This is a genomic window from Tardiphaga sp. P9-11, from assembly GCF_008329525.1.
GTDB lineage: Bacteria > Pseudomonadota > Alphaproteobacteria > Rhizobiales > Xanthobacteraceae > Tardiphaga.
This window is the reverse complement of sequence record NZ_NPKQ01000002.1, coordinates 1135219-1151651: the sequence shown is the minus strand read 5'-3', so window position 1 is coordinate 1151651 and position 16433 is coordinate 1135219. Positions and strand designations below refer to the sequence as shown.

General features: G+C 63.6%; 13 protein-coding genes. 11 read left to right on the top strand and 2 right to left on the bottom strand.

Features of this window, described 5'->3' with window-relative positions:
• Positions 1 to 71: 71 nt before the first annotated feature.
• From ftsW to CIW50_RS11725, 3 genes are read left to right on the top strand one after another with little or no spacing between them, the layout of a single operon-like run.
• Positions 72 to 1220, top strand: a complete 1149-nt coding sequence (ftsW, locus tag CIW50_RS11735; protein ID WP_116660795.1) for a putative lipid II flippase FtsW — start codon at positions 72 to 74, stop codon at positions 1218 to 1220.
• Entirely contained in the window at positions 1217 to 2320 is a 1104-nt protein-coding gene (murG, locus tag CIW50_RS11730) for an undecaprenyldiphospho-muramoylpentapeptide beta-N-acetylglucosaminyltransferase (RefSeq protein WP_149531379.1), read from the top strand. The genes ftsW and murG overlap by 4 nt, the downstream gene beginning before the upstream one ends.
• A 49-nt stretch (positions 2321 to 2369) precedes the next feature.
• A complete protein-coding gene (locus CIW50_RS11725) occupies positions 2370 to 3416 on the top strand; it encodes a phosphotransferase (RefSeq protein ID WP_172980294.1) in 1047 nt (348 codons plus the stop codon).
• 196 nt (positions 3417 to 3612) lie between these two features.
• Here the strand turns inward: CIW50_RS11725 and CIW50_RS11720 are convergent, their stop codons facing one another.
• The gene (locus CIW50_RS11720; protein ID WP_149531377.1) at positions 3613 to 4515 is read right to left on the bottom strand and encodes a LysR family transcriptional regulator; all 903 of its coding nucleotides are present in this window, start codon (positions 4513 to 4515) and stop codon (positions 3613 to 3615) included.
• 130 nt (positions 4516 to 4645) lie between these two features.
• Here CIW50_RS11720 and CIW50_RS11715 point away from each other — a divergent pair, with 130 nt between their 5' ends.
• The 3 genes from CIW50_RS11715 (at position 4646) to murB (ending at position 8332) form a co-directional block, all read left to right on the top strand.
• Complete coding sequence (locus CIW50_RS11715) at positions 4646 to 5818, top strand: MFS transporter (RefSeq protein ID WP_149531376.1); 1173 nt, start codon at positions 4646 to 4648, stop codon at positions 5816 to 5818.
• 184 nt (positions 5819 to 6002) lie between these two features.
• Positions 6003 to 7406, top strand: coding sequence for a UDP-N-acetylmuramate--L-alanine ligase (gene murC, locus CIW50_RS11710; RefSeq protein ID WP_149531375.1), 1404 nt, complete (start codon positions 6003 to 6005; stop codon positions 7404 to 7406).
• Between the two features lie 44 nt (positions 7407 to 7450).
• A complete protein-coding gene (gene murB, locus CIW50_RS11705) occupies positions 7451 to 8332 on the top strand; it encodes a UDP-N-acetylmuramate dehydrogenase (protein WP_149531609.1) in 882 nt (293 codons plus the stop codon).
• Positions 8333 to 8340: 8 nt separating this feature from the next.
• On the opposite strand, the gene CIW50_RS11700 is transcribed toward murB, so the two are convergent.
• The gene (locus CIW50_RS11700) at positions 8341 to 9150 is read right to left on the bottom strand and encodes a bestrophin-like domain (protein ID WP_149531374.1); all 810 of its coding nucleotides are present in this window, start codon (positions 9148 to 9150) and stop codon (positions 8341 to 8343) included.
• Between the two features lie 133 nt (positions 9151 to 9283).
• Between CIW50_RS11700 and CIW50_RS11695 the strand changes: the two genes are divergently transcribed.
• The 5 genes from CIW50_RS11695 to lpxC all read left to right on the top strand — a co-directional run bounded on the left by CIW50_RS11695 (position 9284) and on the right by lpxC (position 16164).
• Complete coding sequence (locus CIW50_RS11695) at positions 9284 to 10324, top strand: D-alanine--D-alanine ligase family protein (RefSeq protein WP_149531373.1); 1041 nt, start codon at positions 9284 to 9286, stop codon at positions 10322 to 10324.
• Between the two features lie 332 nt (positions 10325 to 10656).
• The gene (locus tag CIW50_RS11690) at positions 10657 to 11661 is read left to right on the top strand and encodes a cell division protein FtsQ/DivIB (protein ID WP_149531372.1); all 1005 of its coding nucleotides are present in this window, start codon (positions 10657 to 10659) and stop codon (positions 11659 to 11661) included.
• A complete protein-coding gene (gene ftsA / locus CIW50_RS11685; protein ID WP_149531371.1) occupies positions 11658 to 12983 on the top strand; it encodes a cell division protein FtsA in 1326 nt (441 codons plus the stop codon). The genes CIW50_RS11690 and ftsA overlap by 4 nt, the downstream gene beginning before the upstream one ends.
• A gap of 98 nt (positions 12984 to 13081) precedes the next feature.
• Positions 13082 to 14854: a cell division protein FtsZ gene (ftsZ, locus tag CIW50_RS11680; RefSeq protein ID WP_149531370.1), complete on the top strand. Its 1773-nt coding sequence runs from the start codon at positions 13082 to 13084 to the stop codon at positions 14852 to 14854.
• A gap of 329 nt (positions 14855 to 15183) precedes the next feature.
• Entirely contained in the window at positions 15184 to 16164 is a 981-nt protein-coding gene (gene lpxC, locus CIW50_RS11675; RefSeq protein ID WP_149531369.1) for a UDP-3-O-acyl-N-acetylglucosamine deacetylase, read from the top strand.
• Positions 16165 to 16433 lie beyond the last annotated feature (269 nt).

Below are 16433 nucleotides of genomic sequence, written 5' to 3'. Positions count from 1 at the left end.
CACAATCCATTAACCGTCTGGCAACCACGATGGCCCATCGATAGGAGTTCATCGACCCGCAGGACGCGCTTATGATCTCTCGCGAACAACGCACACCGCTCAGTGAATGGTGGTGGACCGTGGACCGCCTGCTGCTGGCAGCGATCATCGCGCTGATGCTGGCGGGGGTGATCCTGTCGCTCGCGGCCTCGCCGCCGGTGGCGACCCGCATCGGGCTCGATCCGTTCCACTTCTTCAACCGCCACATCCTGTTCCTGGTGCCGTCCGTCATCGTGCTGATCGGCGTGTCCTTCATGACGCCGCGGCAGATCCGCCGCTCGGCGCTGGTGGTGTTCGCGATCTCCATCGTTCTGATCCTGGCCACCTTGCTGATCGGGCCGGAAGTGAAGGGCGCCAAGCGCTGGATTACCATCCTCGGCATCAACATCCAGGCATCGGAGTCCGCCAAGCCGGCTTTCGTGGTGATCGCCGCTTGGTTGTTCTCGGAATCCGCGCGCAAGCCGGAGATGCCGGCGACCTCGATGGCGATCGTGCTGCTGATGATGCTGGTGTCGCTGCTGGTGATGCAGCCTGACTTCGGTCAGACCATGCTGATCCTGATGGCCTGGGGTTCGCTGTTCTTCATCGCCGGCATGCGCATGGTCTGGGTGTTCGGCCTCGGCGCCACCGCGGCAGGCGGGCTATTGATGGCTTACTTCTTGGTGCCGCACGTCGCAGGCCGTATCAAACGCTTCATGGATCCCGCTTCGGGCGACACTTTCCAGGTCGATACGGCAATGGAAGCATTCTCGAATGGCGGATGGTTCGGCCTCGGGCCGGGTGAGGGCATCGCCAAGCGCAGCCTGCCGGACAGCCACACCGACTTCGTCTTCGCCGTCGGCGCCGAGGAGTTCGGCATCCTGTTGTGTCTCGCGGTGCTCAGCCTGTTTGCCTTCATCGTGATCCGCGCGATGTCGCGCGCCTACGCCACCGAAGATCTGTTCTCGCGCTTTGCTGCCTCGGGCCTCGCCATTCTGTTCGGCGTGCAGGCGGCGATCAACATGGCGGTGAATCTGCATCTGATCCCGGCGAAAGGCATGACGCTGCCGTTCATCTCCTATGGCGGTTCGTCGATGATCTCGCTGGCCTACAGCGTCGGCATGCTGCTCGCTTTGACCCGCATGCGTCCACGCACCGAAGTCGAGGCGATCGACGCCCACGTCGCACGCACTTACGCGTGATGAGTACGGCTCCCCTCATACTGCTTGCGGCGGGCGGCACCGGCGGACATCTGTTTCCGGCGGAAGCGCTCGGCGTTGCTTTGATGAAGCGCGGCTTGCGCGTGCGCCTCGTCACCGACGCACGGGCACTGAAATATAGCGGGCTGTTTTCGCGCGAGATGATCGATGTGGTGCCAAGCGAGACGGTGCGCTCCCGCAATCCCATCTCGCTGGCGCGTACCGGCATCATGCTCGCTGCCGGCACGGTGATGGCACTGAATCTAATGCGCACGTTGAAGCCCGCCGCCGTGATCGGCTTCGGCGGTTACCCGACAGTGCCGCCGCTGTTCGCCGCGCGCCTGTTCGGCATCCCCAGCCTGATCCACGATTCCAACGCGGTGATGGGCCGCGCCAATCGCATTCTGTCTGGCAAGGTCAATGCGATTGCAACATCGCTGCCCGGCGTGCTCGACCGCGATCCCGAATTGTCGAAGAAGACCACCACCACAGGCACGCCGATGCGCCCGGCGATCCTCGCCGCTGCCGCCGTACCCTATACCCCGCCAGATCTCACCGGGCCGCTGCGTCTGCTCGTGGTTGGTGGTAGCCAGGGCGCGCGCATCATGGCCGATATCGTGCCTCCCGCGATAGAACGGCTCGAACCCGCGTTGTGGAATCGTCTGGTACTCACGCAGCAGGTCCGCGACGAGGACATGAGTCGCGTTCGCGCCGTCTACGACAGGCTCAAGATCAAGGCTGAACTCGCGCCGTTCTTCAGCGATCTCCCCGCGCGTCTCGCGTCAGCCCAACTCGTTATCTCGCGCTCCGGTGCCGGCACCGTCGCCGAACTCGGGGCCATCGGGCGGCCGTCCATTCTGGTGCCGCTGCCCGGTGCGCTCGATCAGGATCAGTTCGCCAATGCGGGCGTGCTCGCGGACGCGGGCGGTGCACTCCGTATTGCGCAGGCTGATTTCACGCCGGATCGCCTCGCGGCGGAAATCTCTGCGCTGGCCGGCGAGCCCCAGCGGTTGACCGCGATGGCCGCGGGCGCGCGCAAGGTCGGCAAGCTCGATGCAGCAGAGCGGCTGGCGGATCTGGTTGCCAAGGTCGCAAAGATTTAGGTCATCGGTTCTGCTACACGTCGTCCCCACGCGGTTCGTCGGGGGGACAATGAGCGGAGAGCATCTTTCCAATATTCCGATGACGCACCGCGAGATCGCGCAGGCTGCGCTCAGGGCGACCGTCGGTTCTGCAACCATCGATTCCATCCGGCCGATACCGGGTGGCGTTTCGGGCGCTTTTGTCTATCGCGTGGATGCTGGCGGCCGACGCTACGTGTTGCGGATGGAAGGCCGTGCCAGTCCGATGCGTAATCCTCACCAATATACGTCGATGCGTATCGCTGCAGAAGCAGGGATCGCGCCGCGGCTGCACCATGTGGATGAGACCGCACGTGTCGCGGTGATGGACTTCATCGTCGAGCAACCATTGAACACCTATCCCGGCGGCCCTCACGCTTTGGCGCAGGCGTTGGGAGAAATGCTGCGGCGCCTGCAGGGGACACCGAGGTTCGGGCGCTTCGTCGAATATCCGGATATCACCGCTCGGCTGTGGGCCCATGTCTGCCGCACAAATCTGTTTGCGCCCGGCGTGCTCGATGCCCACACGCAGCGTCTGGCAGACCTCCGTGGCGCCTATACGTGGAATAGCGACGAGGCGGTTTCCAGCCACAACGATATTCTGCCGCGCAACCTTCTGTTCGATGGCGGGCGTCTGTGGCTGGTCGATTGGGAGTCGGCCTATTGCAACGATCCCGTCGTCGACATGGCGACCATGCTCGATAACTTTGCGCCGTCACCTGAACTCGAAGAGGTGCTTTTGCAGGCATGGCTTGGTCACCCGCCCGATCGCAGCCTGCGCGATCGACTCGAACTGATGCGCGCGCTCACCCGTCTGTTTTATGCGGGCGTCCAGTTCAGCGCCGTAGCGACCGCGTCGCGCTTGGTGCCGGATACGGACCTCTCGGCTCCTACACTTGCGGAATTCCGGCAAGCCTTGCGCGACGGGCGGCTGGCGCCCGACGCGTTGGAGACTAGGCATCTGCTTGGAAAGATGTATCTCGCTGCATTTTTCACGGGCGAGAAAGCGCCGGGGCTGCCTCCGCCGATCAGCGCGTTTCAGTTGGACCGCCCGTCCGCAGCGCCTATCGCAGAGTAGAGACTACACCTCGTCATTCCGGGGCGCGGGCGCATCTTCGCGCACGCGAACCCGGAATCCCAACATGTTCATCACCTCTGAATGCCGGGCGGCCGAGAGGCGACCACCACTTCGGGATTCCCTGCCACTCCGATTGGAGTGGCTGAGGTTCGCTCGCGAAGTGCGAGCGCCCCGGAATGACAGCGTTAACTCAGGGCTACAGCCTCACATTCTCCACCAGATAATCCAGAAACGCGCGCACTCGCGCGGGCAATTGTCCGCCGTGGCCGACAAACACCGCGTGGATCGGCTCGATGTCGCCGGGATTGAATGCTTCGAGCACCGGCATGAGCCGGCCAGCTTTAATATCGGCCTCGACGTGAAAGCGCGCCAGCCGCGCGAGGCCCATGCCTGCCACGGCGAGATGCTGCATCGCTTCGCCGTCGCTGACCAGGGCATTGCCTGACGGCATCACGGCGATTGTCTCGCCGCCGGTCTTGAACGGCCAGCCCTTCTCCCACTTGGCGAAGCCGAAGCGCAGCAGATTGTGATGCGCGAGATCGTCCGGCGTCTTGGGCGTGCCGCGCTCGGCGAGATAGCCGGGTGAAGCGACCACGACCATCCGGCTCTCGCCGAGCTTGCGCGCGAGCAGCCGCGACTCGCGCATCAAGCCGACGCGAATGGCGACATCGGCGCGTTCTTCGAGGAGATCCACCACGAGATCCGTCAGAACGACCTCGACCTTGATGTCTGGATAGCGCTTCGCGAAATCCGGCAACAGCGGCAGCAACAGACGCAGGCCGAAGGGCACGCTGGTGTTGACGCGCAACAGGCCTGATGGTGTTGCGCCGATGGCAGCCTCGCGTTCGGCTGCGCTGATCTCGTCGAGAATGCGTAGTGCGCGCTCATAGAACGCGCTGCCTTCCGGCGTGAGCTGCAGCTTGCGCGTCGAGCGGTTGATGAGGCGCACGCCGAGCCGTGCTTCCAGCCGCGCCACCAGTTTGCTGACGGCAGAGGGGGTCATCCAGAAGGCTCGCGCCGCGGTCGAAAAACCGCCGAGCTCGACCACCCGGGTGAACACTTCCATTTCGCCGGAGCGGTTGACGTCCAGTCGTGACATCTGGCTTCAATCTATTGAGTGAATTCAATTCACAAATATTGTGCCTATGCCACGTCTATCTCATCAATGTCAGGAGGTCCACATCTCCGGTTGTCGGGCATCTGGCCCGTTTCACGCACGGGATAGGATCATGCCTCTCGCACTTTACGCGCTTACCGCCGGCGCCTTCGGAATCGGCGTCACAGAATTCGTCATCATGGGTCTCCTGATCGAGGTCGGCGGCGACCTCGGCGTGTCGATCCCGGCTGCGGGGCTGCTGATCTCGGGCTATGCGCTGGGTGTCGTGGTCGGCGCCCCGATCATGACCATCGCGACCAGTCGTTGGCCGCGCAAAACGGTGCTGCTGGTGCTGATGGGCATCTTCACGCTGGGCAATCTCGCTTGCGCACTGGCGCCGGATTACTGGAGCCTGATGGCGGCACGCGTGCTCACGGCTTTCGCGCACGGCACTTTCTTCGGCGTCGGCTCGGTGGTGGCAACCAGCCTCGTGCCCGAGAACAAGAAGGCCTCGGCGATCTCCATCATGTTCGCCGGCCTGACGGTAGCGACCATTCTCGGTGTGCCGTTCGGGACGTGGCTCGGGCAGGGCTATGGCTGGCGCGCGACCTTCTACGCCGTGACGCTGGTCGGGCTTGTCGCGATGGCCGCAGTGGCGCTGCTGGTGCCACCGGTCAAGGCGCCGGAAGAACACAGCAAGCTGTCCGACGATCTCGCGGTGCTGGCGCGGCCGCAGGTGCTTCTCGGCCTGCTCACAACAATTTTGGGCTGGATCGGCATCTTCGCGCTGTTCACCTATGTCGCGCCGATCCTGACGAAGATTTCCGGCTTCTCGGATGCCGCCGTGTCGCCGATCCTGCTGGTGTTTGGCGCTGGCGCCATCGTCGGCAATCTCGCCGGTGGACGTCTTGCCGATCGCTGGCCGGCGGGCAGCGTGTTCGGCAGCCTGCTGGCTTTGGCCGTGACGCTCGTACTGATCACCTTCGCCGCGCATAATCAGGTCGCCGTCATCATCGCTATCGCGCTGCTTGGTGCCACGGCCTTCGCCACCGCGTCGCCCTTGCAGATGGCGGTGCTGCGCAAGGCCGAGGGCGCCGGCCAGAGTCTGGCGTCGAGCTTCAACATTGCCGCGTTCAATCTCGGCAATGCCATCGGCGCGTGGCTTGGCGGCGCGGTGATCGCGCATGGCGGTCTGAGCGCGGTGCCATGGGTCGCGGCGCTCGCTCCGCTGGCCGGGCTCGCCGTGGCGCTCATAGCCAATCGTGCGGATCGCGCACCGGCAGTGGTTCCAGCACCGGCGGAGTAGGGTGCTCAAGGCGGATTCGCCTGATCCGCAAGCCAAATTTCCGTCTTTTTCGTCATGGCCGGGCTTGTCCCGGCCATCCGCGTCTGTTTGAAGGAGTCATCTGTTCAAACAAGCCTTGGATGCCGGGACATCCAGCGAAGCTCGCTTCGCGCTGCCCGGGCATGATGGAACATAGAGACGCCCCATGAGACTGCCGCGCGAAATCGGACCCATTCACTTTGTCGGTATCGGCGGCATCGGCATGAGCGGCATTGCCGAGGTGCTGTGCAATCTCGGCTACACCGTGCAGGGCTCGGACGCCTCCGAAAGCGCCAACGTCAATCGTCTGCGCGAAAAAGGCATCACCATTCATGTCGGGCACAAGGCCGATAACGTGTCGGGCGCCGACGTGCTGGTGGTCTCGACCGCGATCAAGCGCGACAATCCGGAATTGATGGCCGCGCGCGCGCAGCGCATTCCCGTGGTGCGCCGCGCCGAGATGCTCGCCGAATTGATGCGCCTGAAGAGCTGCGTTGCCATTGCCGGCACCCATGGCAAGACAACGACGACGTCGATGGTCGCGGCGCTGCTCGATGCCGGCGAACTTGACCCCACCGTCATCAATGGCGGCATCATCAATGCCTATGGCACCAATGCGCGCCTCGGTGCCGGCGAGTGGATGGTCGTCGAAGCCGACGAGAGCGACGGCACCTTTCTGAAGCTGCCTGCCGATGTCGCCATCGTCACCAATGTCGATCCCGAACATCTCGATCACTTTAAGACCTTCGAGGCCGTGCAGGATGCGTTCCGCAACTTCGTCGAGAACGTGCCGTTTTATGGCTTCGCGGTGATGTGCATCGATCATCCCGTGGTGCAGACCATCGTCGGCAAGATCGAGGATCGCCGCATCATCACTTACGGGCAGAACCCGCAAGCCGATGCGCGGCTGGTCGATCTGAAGCCCGCCAATGGCGGCTCGTCCTTCAAGGTGGCGTTCCGCGATCGCAAGGCCGGCACCTCGCATGAGATCGACAATCTGCTGCTGCCGATGCCGGGCCGCCACAACGCGCTCAACGCCACGGCGGCGATTGCCGTCGCGCATGAGCTCGGCATGTCCGATGAGGCAATCCGCAAGGCCATCGCCGGCTTCGGCGGCGTCAAGCGCCGCTTCACCAAGACCGGCGAGTGGAACGGCGTCACTATCATCGACGATTACGGTCATCACCCCGTGGAGATTTCCGCCGTGCTGCGCGCCGCGCGCGAGAGCACCGCGGGCAAGGTGATCGCCGTGGTGCAGCCGCATCGCTACACGCGGCTGCAGTCGCTGTTCGAGGAATTCTGCACCTGCTTCAACGACGCCGACACCGTGATCGTTGCCGATGTCTATCCCGCCGGCGAAGCGCCGATCCCGGGCATTGATCGTGACAACTTCGTGCTTGGCCTGCGCGCCCACGGCCATCGTGAGGTGATCCCGCTGCAGGAGTCAGCTGCGCTCGCGGGCCTCGTGGCCGGCGTTGCAAAACCAGGCGATACGGTGGTGTGCCTGGGTGCAGGCAATATCACGCAATGGGCTTACGCATTGCCGGGTGAATTGAAGGCGCTGGGCTAAGCGTGGCTGGCTTTCCCGACATCACTCCTGACCTCAAAGCCGCAATGCCGGATCTGCGCGGGCGTCTGCTCGCGAACGAGTCCCTCGCGCCGCTGACATGGTTTCGTGTCGGCGGTCCCGCGCAGGTGCTGTTCACACCGGCCGATGAGGACGATCTCGCTTACTTCCTGTTTAGACTGTCAAAAGAGATTCTCGTCACCATCGTCGGCGTCGGCTCCAATCTCATCGTGCGCGATGGCGGGCTCAACGGCGTCGTCATTCGCCTGAGCCCGCGCGGCTTCGGCGCAACATCAGCCGAAGGCGATATCATTAGTGCCGGCACGGCCGCGCTCGACAAGCGCGTGGCAGAGACGGCAGCCGCGGCCAATATCAGCGGGCTCGAATTCTATTTCGGCATTCCCGGCTCCATCGGCGGCGCGCTGCGGATGAATGCCGGCGCCAATGGCGACGAGACCAAGGATGTGCTGATCGAGGCGACCGGCATCGGCCGCGATGGCACGAAACACGTCTTCGACAATGCCGGCATGGCGTTCGTCTATCGCAATTCCGGCGTCGATCCCTCGATCATTTTCACGTCGGCGAGATTCCGCGGAACGATTACAGAGCCCGCCGCCATTCGCGCGCGGATGGACGAGGTCCAGGCGCATCGCGAGACCGCGCAGCCGATCCGCGAAAAGACCGGTGGCTCGACATTCAAAAACCCGCCAGGGCACAGCGCCTGGAAGCTGGTCGATGCTGCAGGCTGCCGCGGCCTGCGCGTCGGCGGTGCACAGGTGTCGGAGATGCACTGCAATTTCCTGATCAACACCGGCGATGCGACGGCGAGCGATATCGAAACGCTCGGTGAGACCGTGCGTGCGCGCGTGCTGGCGCAGTCGGGTATCGACCTGCACTGGGAAATCAAGCGGATCGGCGTCGCGCCGTAAGGCGCGGTCTATTTTGGTGTTGGCGGTAGTGCCGACGCCGGCCCGGCCTCGCTGATACTCAGCAGATTTTCCAGCGGCGCAGGAGCGACGCGGAAGGCACCGTCGAACGGATGTTCCTGCAGCGCGATAATGCCGAGAGCGACGATGGCGCCGCTGGCGAACACCGTGAGCGCCGCGAGCATGGCCCGCGGACGTTCCAGATGCACCAGCGCCAGCGCCAGTTGCGTGATCAACCCGAGCAGCAGGACCGACGTCCATTTCAGGTCGTTGGTGTGGTCGGTCGACAGGCTGAGCCGGTCGTTGCGCGCGGTCCCGGCGCGGATCGAGGCGCCCATCAGCGCCCCATGCACCGTGTTGCTGGCGTCGCGCGTAATGGCGGGATCACTGATTTCGCGCAGCAGGCTGTCATAAGCCACATCGGTGCGCGGCGACTTCAGGCCGAGAAGCATTGCTGGCCATTCCTCCGTCACTTCCGATGTCACATAGGCCTTCAGCGCGGCGCGTATGTTGGACATGTCGGAGACCGATGCCACGCTCAGCGTGTGGATGTTGCGCAACTCGCCGGCCTCGATCTGCACGGCGCGGACGGCCTGGCGGTTGCGGTCGCCGACGTCGCTGGCAAGGAAGCCCGTGAGCAAGCCGAACAGGATGGCCACCGAGGAAAAGAAAGGCGCGACGATGCCGTGAATGGACCTCAGCCGCATCGACAGCAGCCGGCTGGAGGTCAGCCCCACGAGGATCAGTGCGACTCCGTAATAGATGGTGCCCAGCGTAGCGAAGATGCCGAAGGTAGAGAGTTCGAGCCAGGCTCTGATCATCAGGTCGCTTCCATGTCACCGCGGGGCGGGCTCGCAAAACCGCCTCCGACAAGGCATTATATGACTCGGCTAGCGTGATGCTATTGCCTTGTCGGCAGCGGCGCGATTCGCGGATGAGTTCGGAGACGACACGATGACGGAGCAGGCGAGACCTCAGCGGATCACCATCATGTTTGGTGGCCTGAACAAGGAGCGTCTGGTGTCAGTGGCCTCCGCGCAGGCACTGCACAGCGCGCTGCCCGATGCGGATCTCTGGTTCTGGGATGCCGACGACCGCGTCCACGAGACATCGGGCACGGCGCTGCTCGCGCATGAGCGGCCGTTCGAGGATCTGTTCAAGCCCGGTGGCAGCAGCATCGGCGTGCTGACGCAGGCGCTCGACAGGGCGAAGACCGAGAACCGCCTGCTGGTGCTCGGCATGCATGGCGGCGCTGCGGAGAATGGCGAGCTGCAGGTGATGTGCGAAATGCGCGGCATTCCGTTCACGGGCTCCGGCTCTGCGTCATCCAATCTATCCTTCGACAAGGTCGCGGCGAAGCGTTTTGCGGCACTCGCTGGTGTGCCGATCGCGGCGGGCGTTGCCCTAAATGAAATGGAAAGCGCGCTCGCCGAATACGGCAAGCTGATCGCCAAGCCCGCACGTGACGGATCGAGCTACGGCCTGATGTTCGTCAATGCCAAGCAGGATCTCGTTGCCGTGCGCAACGCGGCCAAGACTGAAGACTACGTCATTGAGCCGTTTGTTGCCGGCGTCGAGGCGACCTGCGCCGTGCTGGAGCAGGCCGATGGCTCACTGATCGCATTGCCGCCGATCGAGATCATTCCGGCCGATGGCGGTTTCGACTACGAGGCGAAGTATCTCGCCAAATCGACGCAGGAGATCTGCCCCGGCCGTTTTGAGCCTGAGATCAGCGCACAGATCATGGATTTTGCGGTCAAGGCACACCGGGCGATGTCCTGCCGCGGCTATTCGCGGTCGGACTTCATCGTGTCGGCCAAAGGCCCAGTCTATCTGGAGACCAACACGCTTCCGGGCCTGACCAAGGCCTCGCTCTATCCCAAGGCGCTCAACGCGCAGGGGATCAGCTTCGTGGATTTCCTGAATGGGCAGATCGATCTGGCGGTGAAACGGGCAGGCGGCTGCTCGTCTGCAACACCTGATGCGGCCCGTTAATTCCGGCACCACGGCGACGCCGGCCACGAAGCCGCCGCAGTTCCCTTGGGCACGTGAGCCACACCTCGGCTAAAGTCTTCCACAGCCGTATCAAATCGCGCTATGCGCCCATCCCCTTTACACTTTGTTTACCAGGAAGCCCGAAGGTTAACGCTGGCGGCGCGTGTAGCGCTTGGCTGCCGAGGCGTGAACTTTGCGGGGATTCCGTGACGACGCGTATCGATGGAAAACCGGCCTTTTTCAAAGGCTTGAATCCATTTTGGCATGACCGGGACGTCACTCGCGCCAGAGTTCCGCGCCAATGCGGGCATAACCTGTGACGAGCTCTTGGTATGGATGGTGGAGGACGCCTCTCTCGGTCGGTGCGATCGCTGGGGCCCCAAGCTGATCTTAAAATGGCTGCCCTTGGGGCAGGCATTCTGCTGCGCGAGCAGCTGAGCCCGCTCGCCCGCTTCTGGGCCCGTTTTCGTGCCGCCAAGCCTGCCGTTCGCGAACAGAGCTCCAACCGCTTCATCGCGACGCTTGAGCGCCATGTGCCGCGCCGCGTCGGCATTGCCGCGACCGTGCTGATGCTGACGGGCAGCGTCGCGCTCGGCGTGGTCAAAGGCAATCACGTCGACGAAATGGTCGAAGCTTTCAGCGATGCGCGCAACGCTGCGGCCAATGCCGCCGGCTTCCGCATCGCCTCCGTCATTCTCAACGGCCGCAAGCAGCTGACCCAGGACGAAATCTTGGCCATCGGCGGCGTCAATGGTCGCTCGTCGCTGTTCTTCCTCGATGCTGCGGCTGTCCGCGACAAGCTGAAGGCCAATCCGTGGATCGCCGACGCCAATGTGCTGAAGCTGTATCCGGATCGTCTGCAGATCGACGTCACCGAGCGCACGGCCTTCGCGCTGTGGCAGGAAGACGGTCGTCTCTCGGTGATCTCCGATGACGGCGCCGTCCTGGAAAATTACGTGTCGCGCCGTTTCGTGTCGCTGCCACTGGTGGTGGGCAAGGGCGCCGATAGCGGCGCCAGGGATTTTCTGGCGCTGCTCGATCGTTACCCGCAGGTCCGGTCGGTCACCAAGGCCGCGATCTTCGTTGGCGAGCGCCGCTGGAATCTGCGCCTGAAGGACGGCCTCGATATCCGCCTGCCGGAAAACGACGTCGGCAACGCACTGGCCATGCTGAGCAAGCTCAACACGGAAGACCGTCTGTTCTCGCGCGACATCGTCGCCATCGACATGCGCCTGCCGGATCGCCTGACCGTACGGCTGTCGGAAGACGCCGCGAAAGCACGCGACGACCTGTTCAAGGCGCAAGACAAATCCAAGAAGAAAGCTGGCGCGGCATGAGCGGTCTCGATCGCAACCAGGCGCCGAAAACGCGTCAGATGGCGGCCAACCGCACCGCGCTGGTGGCGTCGCTGGATGTCGGCACCAGCAAGATCGCCTGCATGATCGCACGTCTGCGGCCATCCGCACCGAGCGAAGCCCTGCGTGGCCGCAGCCATGCGGTTGAACTGATCGGCTACAGCCAGATCCAGTCGCGCGGCGTGAAGTCGGGCGCGATCGTCGATATGGGCGAGGCCGAGCAGGCTGTCCGTCAGGCGGTGGCGCTGGCCGAACGGATGGCCAAGGTTCGCGTCGAATCCGTTCTGCTCTCGGTGTCGGCCGGTCGCCTGCAGGGCCAACTGATTGAAGCGTCCGCCGATATCAAGGGCGGCGCCGTCACGGCCTCCGATATCGCACGTGTCACCTCGACCGGCATGCGCCACGCGACGCCGCCGGGCCGCACGGTGCTGCATGCATTGCCGGTCGGCTATTCACTTGATGGCGTGAAGGGCATTCGCGATCCCAAGGGCATGGTCGCCTCGCAGTTCGGCGTCGATATGAATGTCGTCACCGCCGATGCGACGGTCGCTCGCAACCTGATGCTGGTCGTCGAGCGCTGCCACCTCAACGTCGAAGCCATGGCTGCGGCGCCTTATGTCGCAGGTCTCTCTGTTCTCACCGATGACGAGACCGATCTCGGTGCTGCCGTCGTCGAGATGGGTGCAGGTACGACAACGATCGCGACCTATTCCGGCGGACGCTTCGTGCATGCGTCGGGATTTGCGGTCGGCGGGCAACACATCACTATGGATCTGGCGCGCGGACTCGGCGCTTGCATCGCGGATGCCGAGCGAATCAAGACGTTATATGGCACGGTGCTGACTGGTGGCTCCGATGCGCGCGAACTGATGAACGTGCCGACGGCTGGTGATAACGACCGCGATTTTCCGCAGGTCGTGTCCCGCGCCACGATTGCGAACATCGTGCGTCAGCGTGCCGAGGAGATTTTTGAGATGGTCAGGGACCGGTTGGCGGATTCGCCTCTCGCTGCAGAACCGCGCGCTCGCGTGGTGCTGTCAGGTGGCGCGTCGCAGCTCACCGGCCTCGCCGAACTCGGATCCCAGATTCTCGGACGCTCCGTTCGCATTGCGCGCCCGCTCGGTTTCGGCCGGCTGCCCAATGAAGCCAAGAGCGCTTCGTTCGCGGTGCCATCGGGCCTGCTGGTCTACCCGCAATACGCTCATCTTGAACATGTCGAACCGCGGCATACGCGGCAGCTCAGGACAGGGACCAGTGACGGTTATTTCGGAAAGGTCGGACGATGGCTTCGAGAGGGCTTCTGATGAAATTTTTCCGGCCAATGTTTTTTCCATCTCCGACGCCAACGGCTTTCAGCCGCCGGCATGACCAGACAACGCGCGCGTAATCGAGAGGCAACCTCATGACCATCAATCTCAACGTTCCTGATATCAGCGAGCTGAAGCCCCGGATCACCGTGTTCGGTGTCGGTGGCGCCGGCGGCAACGCCGTCAACAACATGATCACCGCCGGTCTGCAGGGCGTCGACTTCGTCGTCGCCAACACGGACGCGCAGGCGCTGACCATGTCGAAGGCCCAGCGCATCGTGCAAATGGGTACGCAGGTCACCCAGGGCCTCGGCGCCGGTTCGCAGCCGGACGTCGGCGCTGCCGCAGCCCAGGAAGTCATCGACGAGCTTCGTGACCATCTCACCGGCGCAAACATGGTGTTCGTCACCGCCGGTATGGGCGGCGGTACCGGCACCGGTGCGGCTCCCGTCATTGCCAAGGCTGCCCGCGATATGGGCATCCTCACCGTCGGTGTGATCACCAAGCCGTTTCACTTTGAAGGCCAGCGCCGCATGCGCACCGCCGAAGCCGGCATTGCCGAGCTGCATAAGGTGGTCGACACCCTTCTGATCATCCCGAACCAGAACCTGTTCCGGGTCGCCAACGAAAAGACCACCTTCGCCGACGCCTTCGCGATGGCCGACCAGGTTCTCTACTCGGGCGTTGCCTGCATCACCGACCTGATGGTCAAGGAAGGCCTCATCAACCTCGACTTCGCCGACGTGCGCGCAGTCATGAAGGAGATGGGCAAGGCGATGATGGGCACCGGCGAAGCCACCGGTGAGAAGCGTGCTCTGACCGCAGCGGAAGCTGCCATCGCCAATCCGCTGATCGATGATAGCTCGATGAAGGGCGCCCGTGGCCTCTTGATCTCGATCACCGGCGGCAAGGACCTGACCCTGTTCGAAGTCGACGAAGCCGCGACCCGCATCCGTGAAGAAGTCGATGCCGATGCCAACATCATCGTCGGCGCCACCTTCGACGAGAGCCTCGATGGTGTGATTCGCGTATCGGTCGTCGCGACCGGCATCGAGCAGGCCCAGCTGGCGCGCAACTCCTCAGCCCCGGTCACCACGGTGACCTCGGCCATTGCTGCTCCGGCTGGCAGCGGCGCTCCGGATGCCCGTCTGGCCGATCTGACCGCGCGCCTCCGCGCTGACAACCAGCGTCTCGCCGCTGCCGCGGCTTCGAAGAATGCCGGTGCTCCCGCGCCCCGCGCGCCGGCGACCAGCCACGAGCGTGCCGCGCTCGCCGCCATCGCCGCTGCCGTTTCACCGGAAGCCAATGCACCGGTCGTACCGCAGGGTGGCTCCTACGGCGACGTGACCGTGCGCCCGATCGCGCAGAAGCCGTCGCTGTTCCCGGAAGCTCCCCGTCAGGAAGCTCCGATGGAAGCGCCGATCCCCGAGCAGTTCATTCCGCCGTCGGCTGAACGCGCCCCGATGCGCGCTCCGCGGATGCCGAAATTCGAAGAACTGCCGATGCCGGCCCAGAACGAGATCCGTCACGCGCGTGGCGAATCGGATGAGGAACCGCAGAAGGCTCGCCTGTCGCTGCTGCAGCGTCTGGCCAATGTCGGTCTCGGCCGCCGCGACGAGGAATCGGAAGCGCCGGTCTCCGGCCGTCCGTCGGCTCCTCCAATGGCTCCGATGCCGCCGCTGCCCGAACGTAAGCCACAGCGCAGCGTTGCCCAGCAGATGGGCAACGAGCCGCCGGTGTCTGAATACGCCCGTCGTCCGGCCCCGCAGGGCCTCGATTCCCACGGTCGCCCGGCACCTGTTGCGCCGGCGCCACAGGGCGACGATCATCTGGATATCCCGGCCTTCCTGCGCCGCCAGACCAGCTGACCTTTGTTACAATCGTGTCGAAGACCAAGGCCCCGGCTGGATCAGCCGGGGCCTTGGCTTATGTCGGCCAGGAAAACCGGTACGATTTCTTAACCTATTGATAGTAAGTCATTAATCTTTATGCGCGCGCTCCGCCGAGGCCGGAAATGGCCTTGGAACCGACGGAAAAGTTGGTTAACCCCTGGCTTGATTGCGGCAAAGGTGGGGTAACAATCGGTAAAAAAGCGTGAGTTGGCGCACTTTGTGGCAACCGTTAAGGTTGCTGCGACTCGGGGACTTGAGAGGCCACGTTTCGGTCGATCGAGAGAGTCACAATGGGTGGGTTACCAATGAGCTTTAGCCGTCAGACAACACTATGGTCGCAGGCCACCGTTACCGGTGTCGGCGTTCATTCCGGAAAACCCGTGAGTCTGACGCTTGGACCTGCACCTGTCGATGCAGGTTATATTTTTGTCCGCACCGGTCTTGAAGGTGCCGATCGCGAAATCCAGGCCAACGCCAAATCCGTTATCGCCACCGAGTTTGCCACTGTGCTCGGTGATCGTGAAGGCCCTCTCGTTTCTACCGCCGAACATGTTCTCGCTGCGCTGCGGGGCATGGGTGTCGATAACGCCACCGTTGAAATCGATGGCCCGGAAGTGCCGATCATGGACGGTTCGGCAGCGGCCTTCGTCGCCGCCATCGATCAGGCCGGCATTGTGGAGCAGGGCGCCCGCCGCCGCTTCATTCAGGTTCTCAAACCGGTGCAGGTTGCCATCGGTGACTCATTCGGCGAACTCCGCCCCCACGCCGCCGGCTTCCGCGCTGAAATCGAAATCAACTTCGCCAATCCGGTGATTGGCCGCCAGAGCTATGTGCTCGACCTCAATCCTGAAACCTTCCGCCGCGATATCGCCCGTGCACGCACCTTTGGCTGCATGAACGACGTGGCCCGCCTCTGGAGCGCCGGTTTCGCGCTCGGCGCGTCCTTCGAGAATTCCGTCGTGTTCGACGATGACAAACTGCTCAACACCGAAGGCCTGCGCTACGCCGACGAATGCGCCCGCCACAAGGTACTGGACGCCGTCGGCGATCTCGCGCTGGCCGGTCTGCCGATCCTCGGCGCCTACCGCTCGGTGCGCGGCGGCCACAAGCTCAACAATGCCGTGCTCTGCGCCCTGATGGCTGATCGTTCCGCCTGGAAGATCGTCGAAGCCGACGCAGCTCACGTTCAAAATGTTCCGGCCCGCCGCGGCCGTGCCAGCGCCGATGTCACCTCAGGCATGCTTGGCGGCATGATCGCCCCGGCCTTCGGCCCGGACGTTTCCTGATTTCCTGAGCTTCTTTCTTCGCTGCCGGTATTTTGCGTTGCGCTTTTGCGCGGGCACGGATTTTTGCGTGCATCCGGACATGCCCGGTAACCATAACCGTCTGTATCTCCACATCCTTCGCCTTAATCCGGGCGAAATGGCTCCGTATCCGGTTGGTTAACGGACTTCATTCGGGTAGATAGAGCACGCGGTCGCCAAGCGAAGCTGCGGGCGCGTATCCGGTTGGTCCGTGATTGCGCGCGGTGTGACGCGCAGACACCGCATGAAGG

Bases quoted from the DNA above. Each gene is read 5' to 3' on its own strand.
- ftsW (WP_116660795.1), top strand. From the start codon at position 72: ATGATCTCTCGCGAACAACGCACACCGCTCAGTGAATGGTGGTGGACC.
- CIW50_RS11725 (WP_172980294.1), top strand. From the start codon at position 2,370: ATGAGCGGAGAGCATCTTTCCAATATTCCGATGACGCACCGCGAGATC.
- CIW50_RS11720 (WP_149531377.1), bottom strand. From the start codon at position 4,515: ATGTCACGACTGGACGTCAACCGCTCCGGCGAAATGGAAGTGTTCACC.
- CIW50_RS11715 (WP_149531376.1), top strand. From the start codon at position 4,646: ATGCCTCTCGCACTTTACGCGCTTACCGCCGGCGCCTTCGGAATCGGC.
- murC (WP_149531375.1), top strand. From the start codon at position 6,003: ATGAGACTGCCGCGCGAAATCGGACCCATTCACTTTGTCGGTATCGGC.
- murB (WP_149531609.1), top strand. From the start codon at position 7,451: ATGCCGGATCTGCGCGGGCGTCTGCTCGCGAACGAGTCCCTCGCGCCG.
- CIW50_RS11700 (WP_149531374.1), bottom strand. From the start codon at position 9,150: ATGATCAGAGCCTGGCTCGAACTCTCTACCTTCGGCATCTTCGCTACG.
- CIW50_RS11695 (WP_149531373.1), top strand. From the start codon at position 9,284: ATGACGGAGCAGGCGAGACCTCAGCGGATCACCATCATGTTTGGTGGC.
- CIW50_RS11690 (WP_149531372.1), top strand. From the start codon at position 10,657: ATGGATGGTGGAGGACGCCTCTCTCGGTCGGTGCGATCGCTGGGGCCC.
- ftsA (WP_149531371.1), top strand. From the start codon at position 11,658: ATGAGCGGTCTCGATCGCAACCAGGCGCCGAAAACGCGTCAGATGGCG.
- ftsZ (WP_149531370.1), top strand. From the start codon at position 13,082: ATGACCATCAATCTCAACGTTCCTGATATCAGCGAGCTGAAGCCCCGG.
- lpxC (WP_149531369.1), top strand. From the start codon at position 15,184: ATGAGCTTTAGCCGTCAGACAACACTATGGTCGCAGGCCACCGTTACC.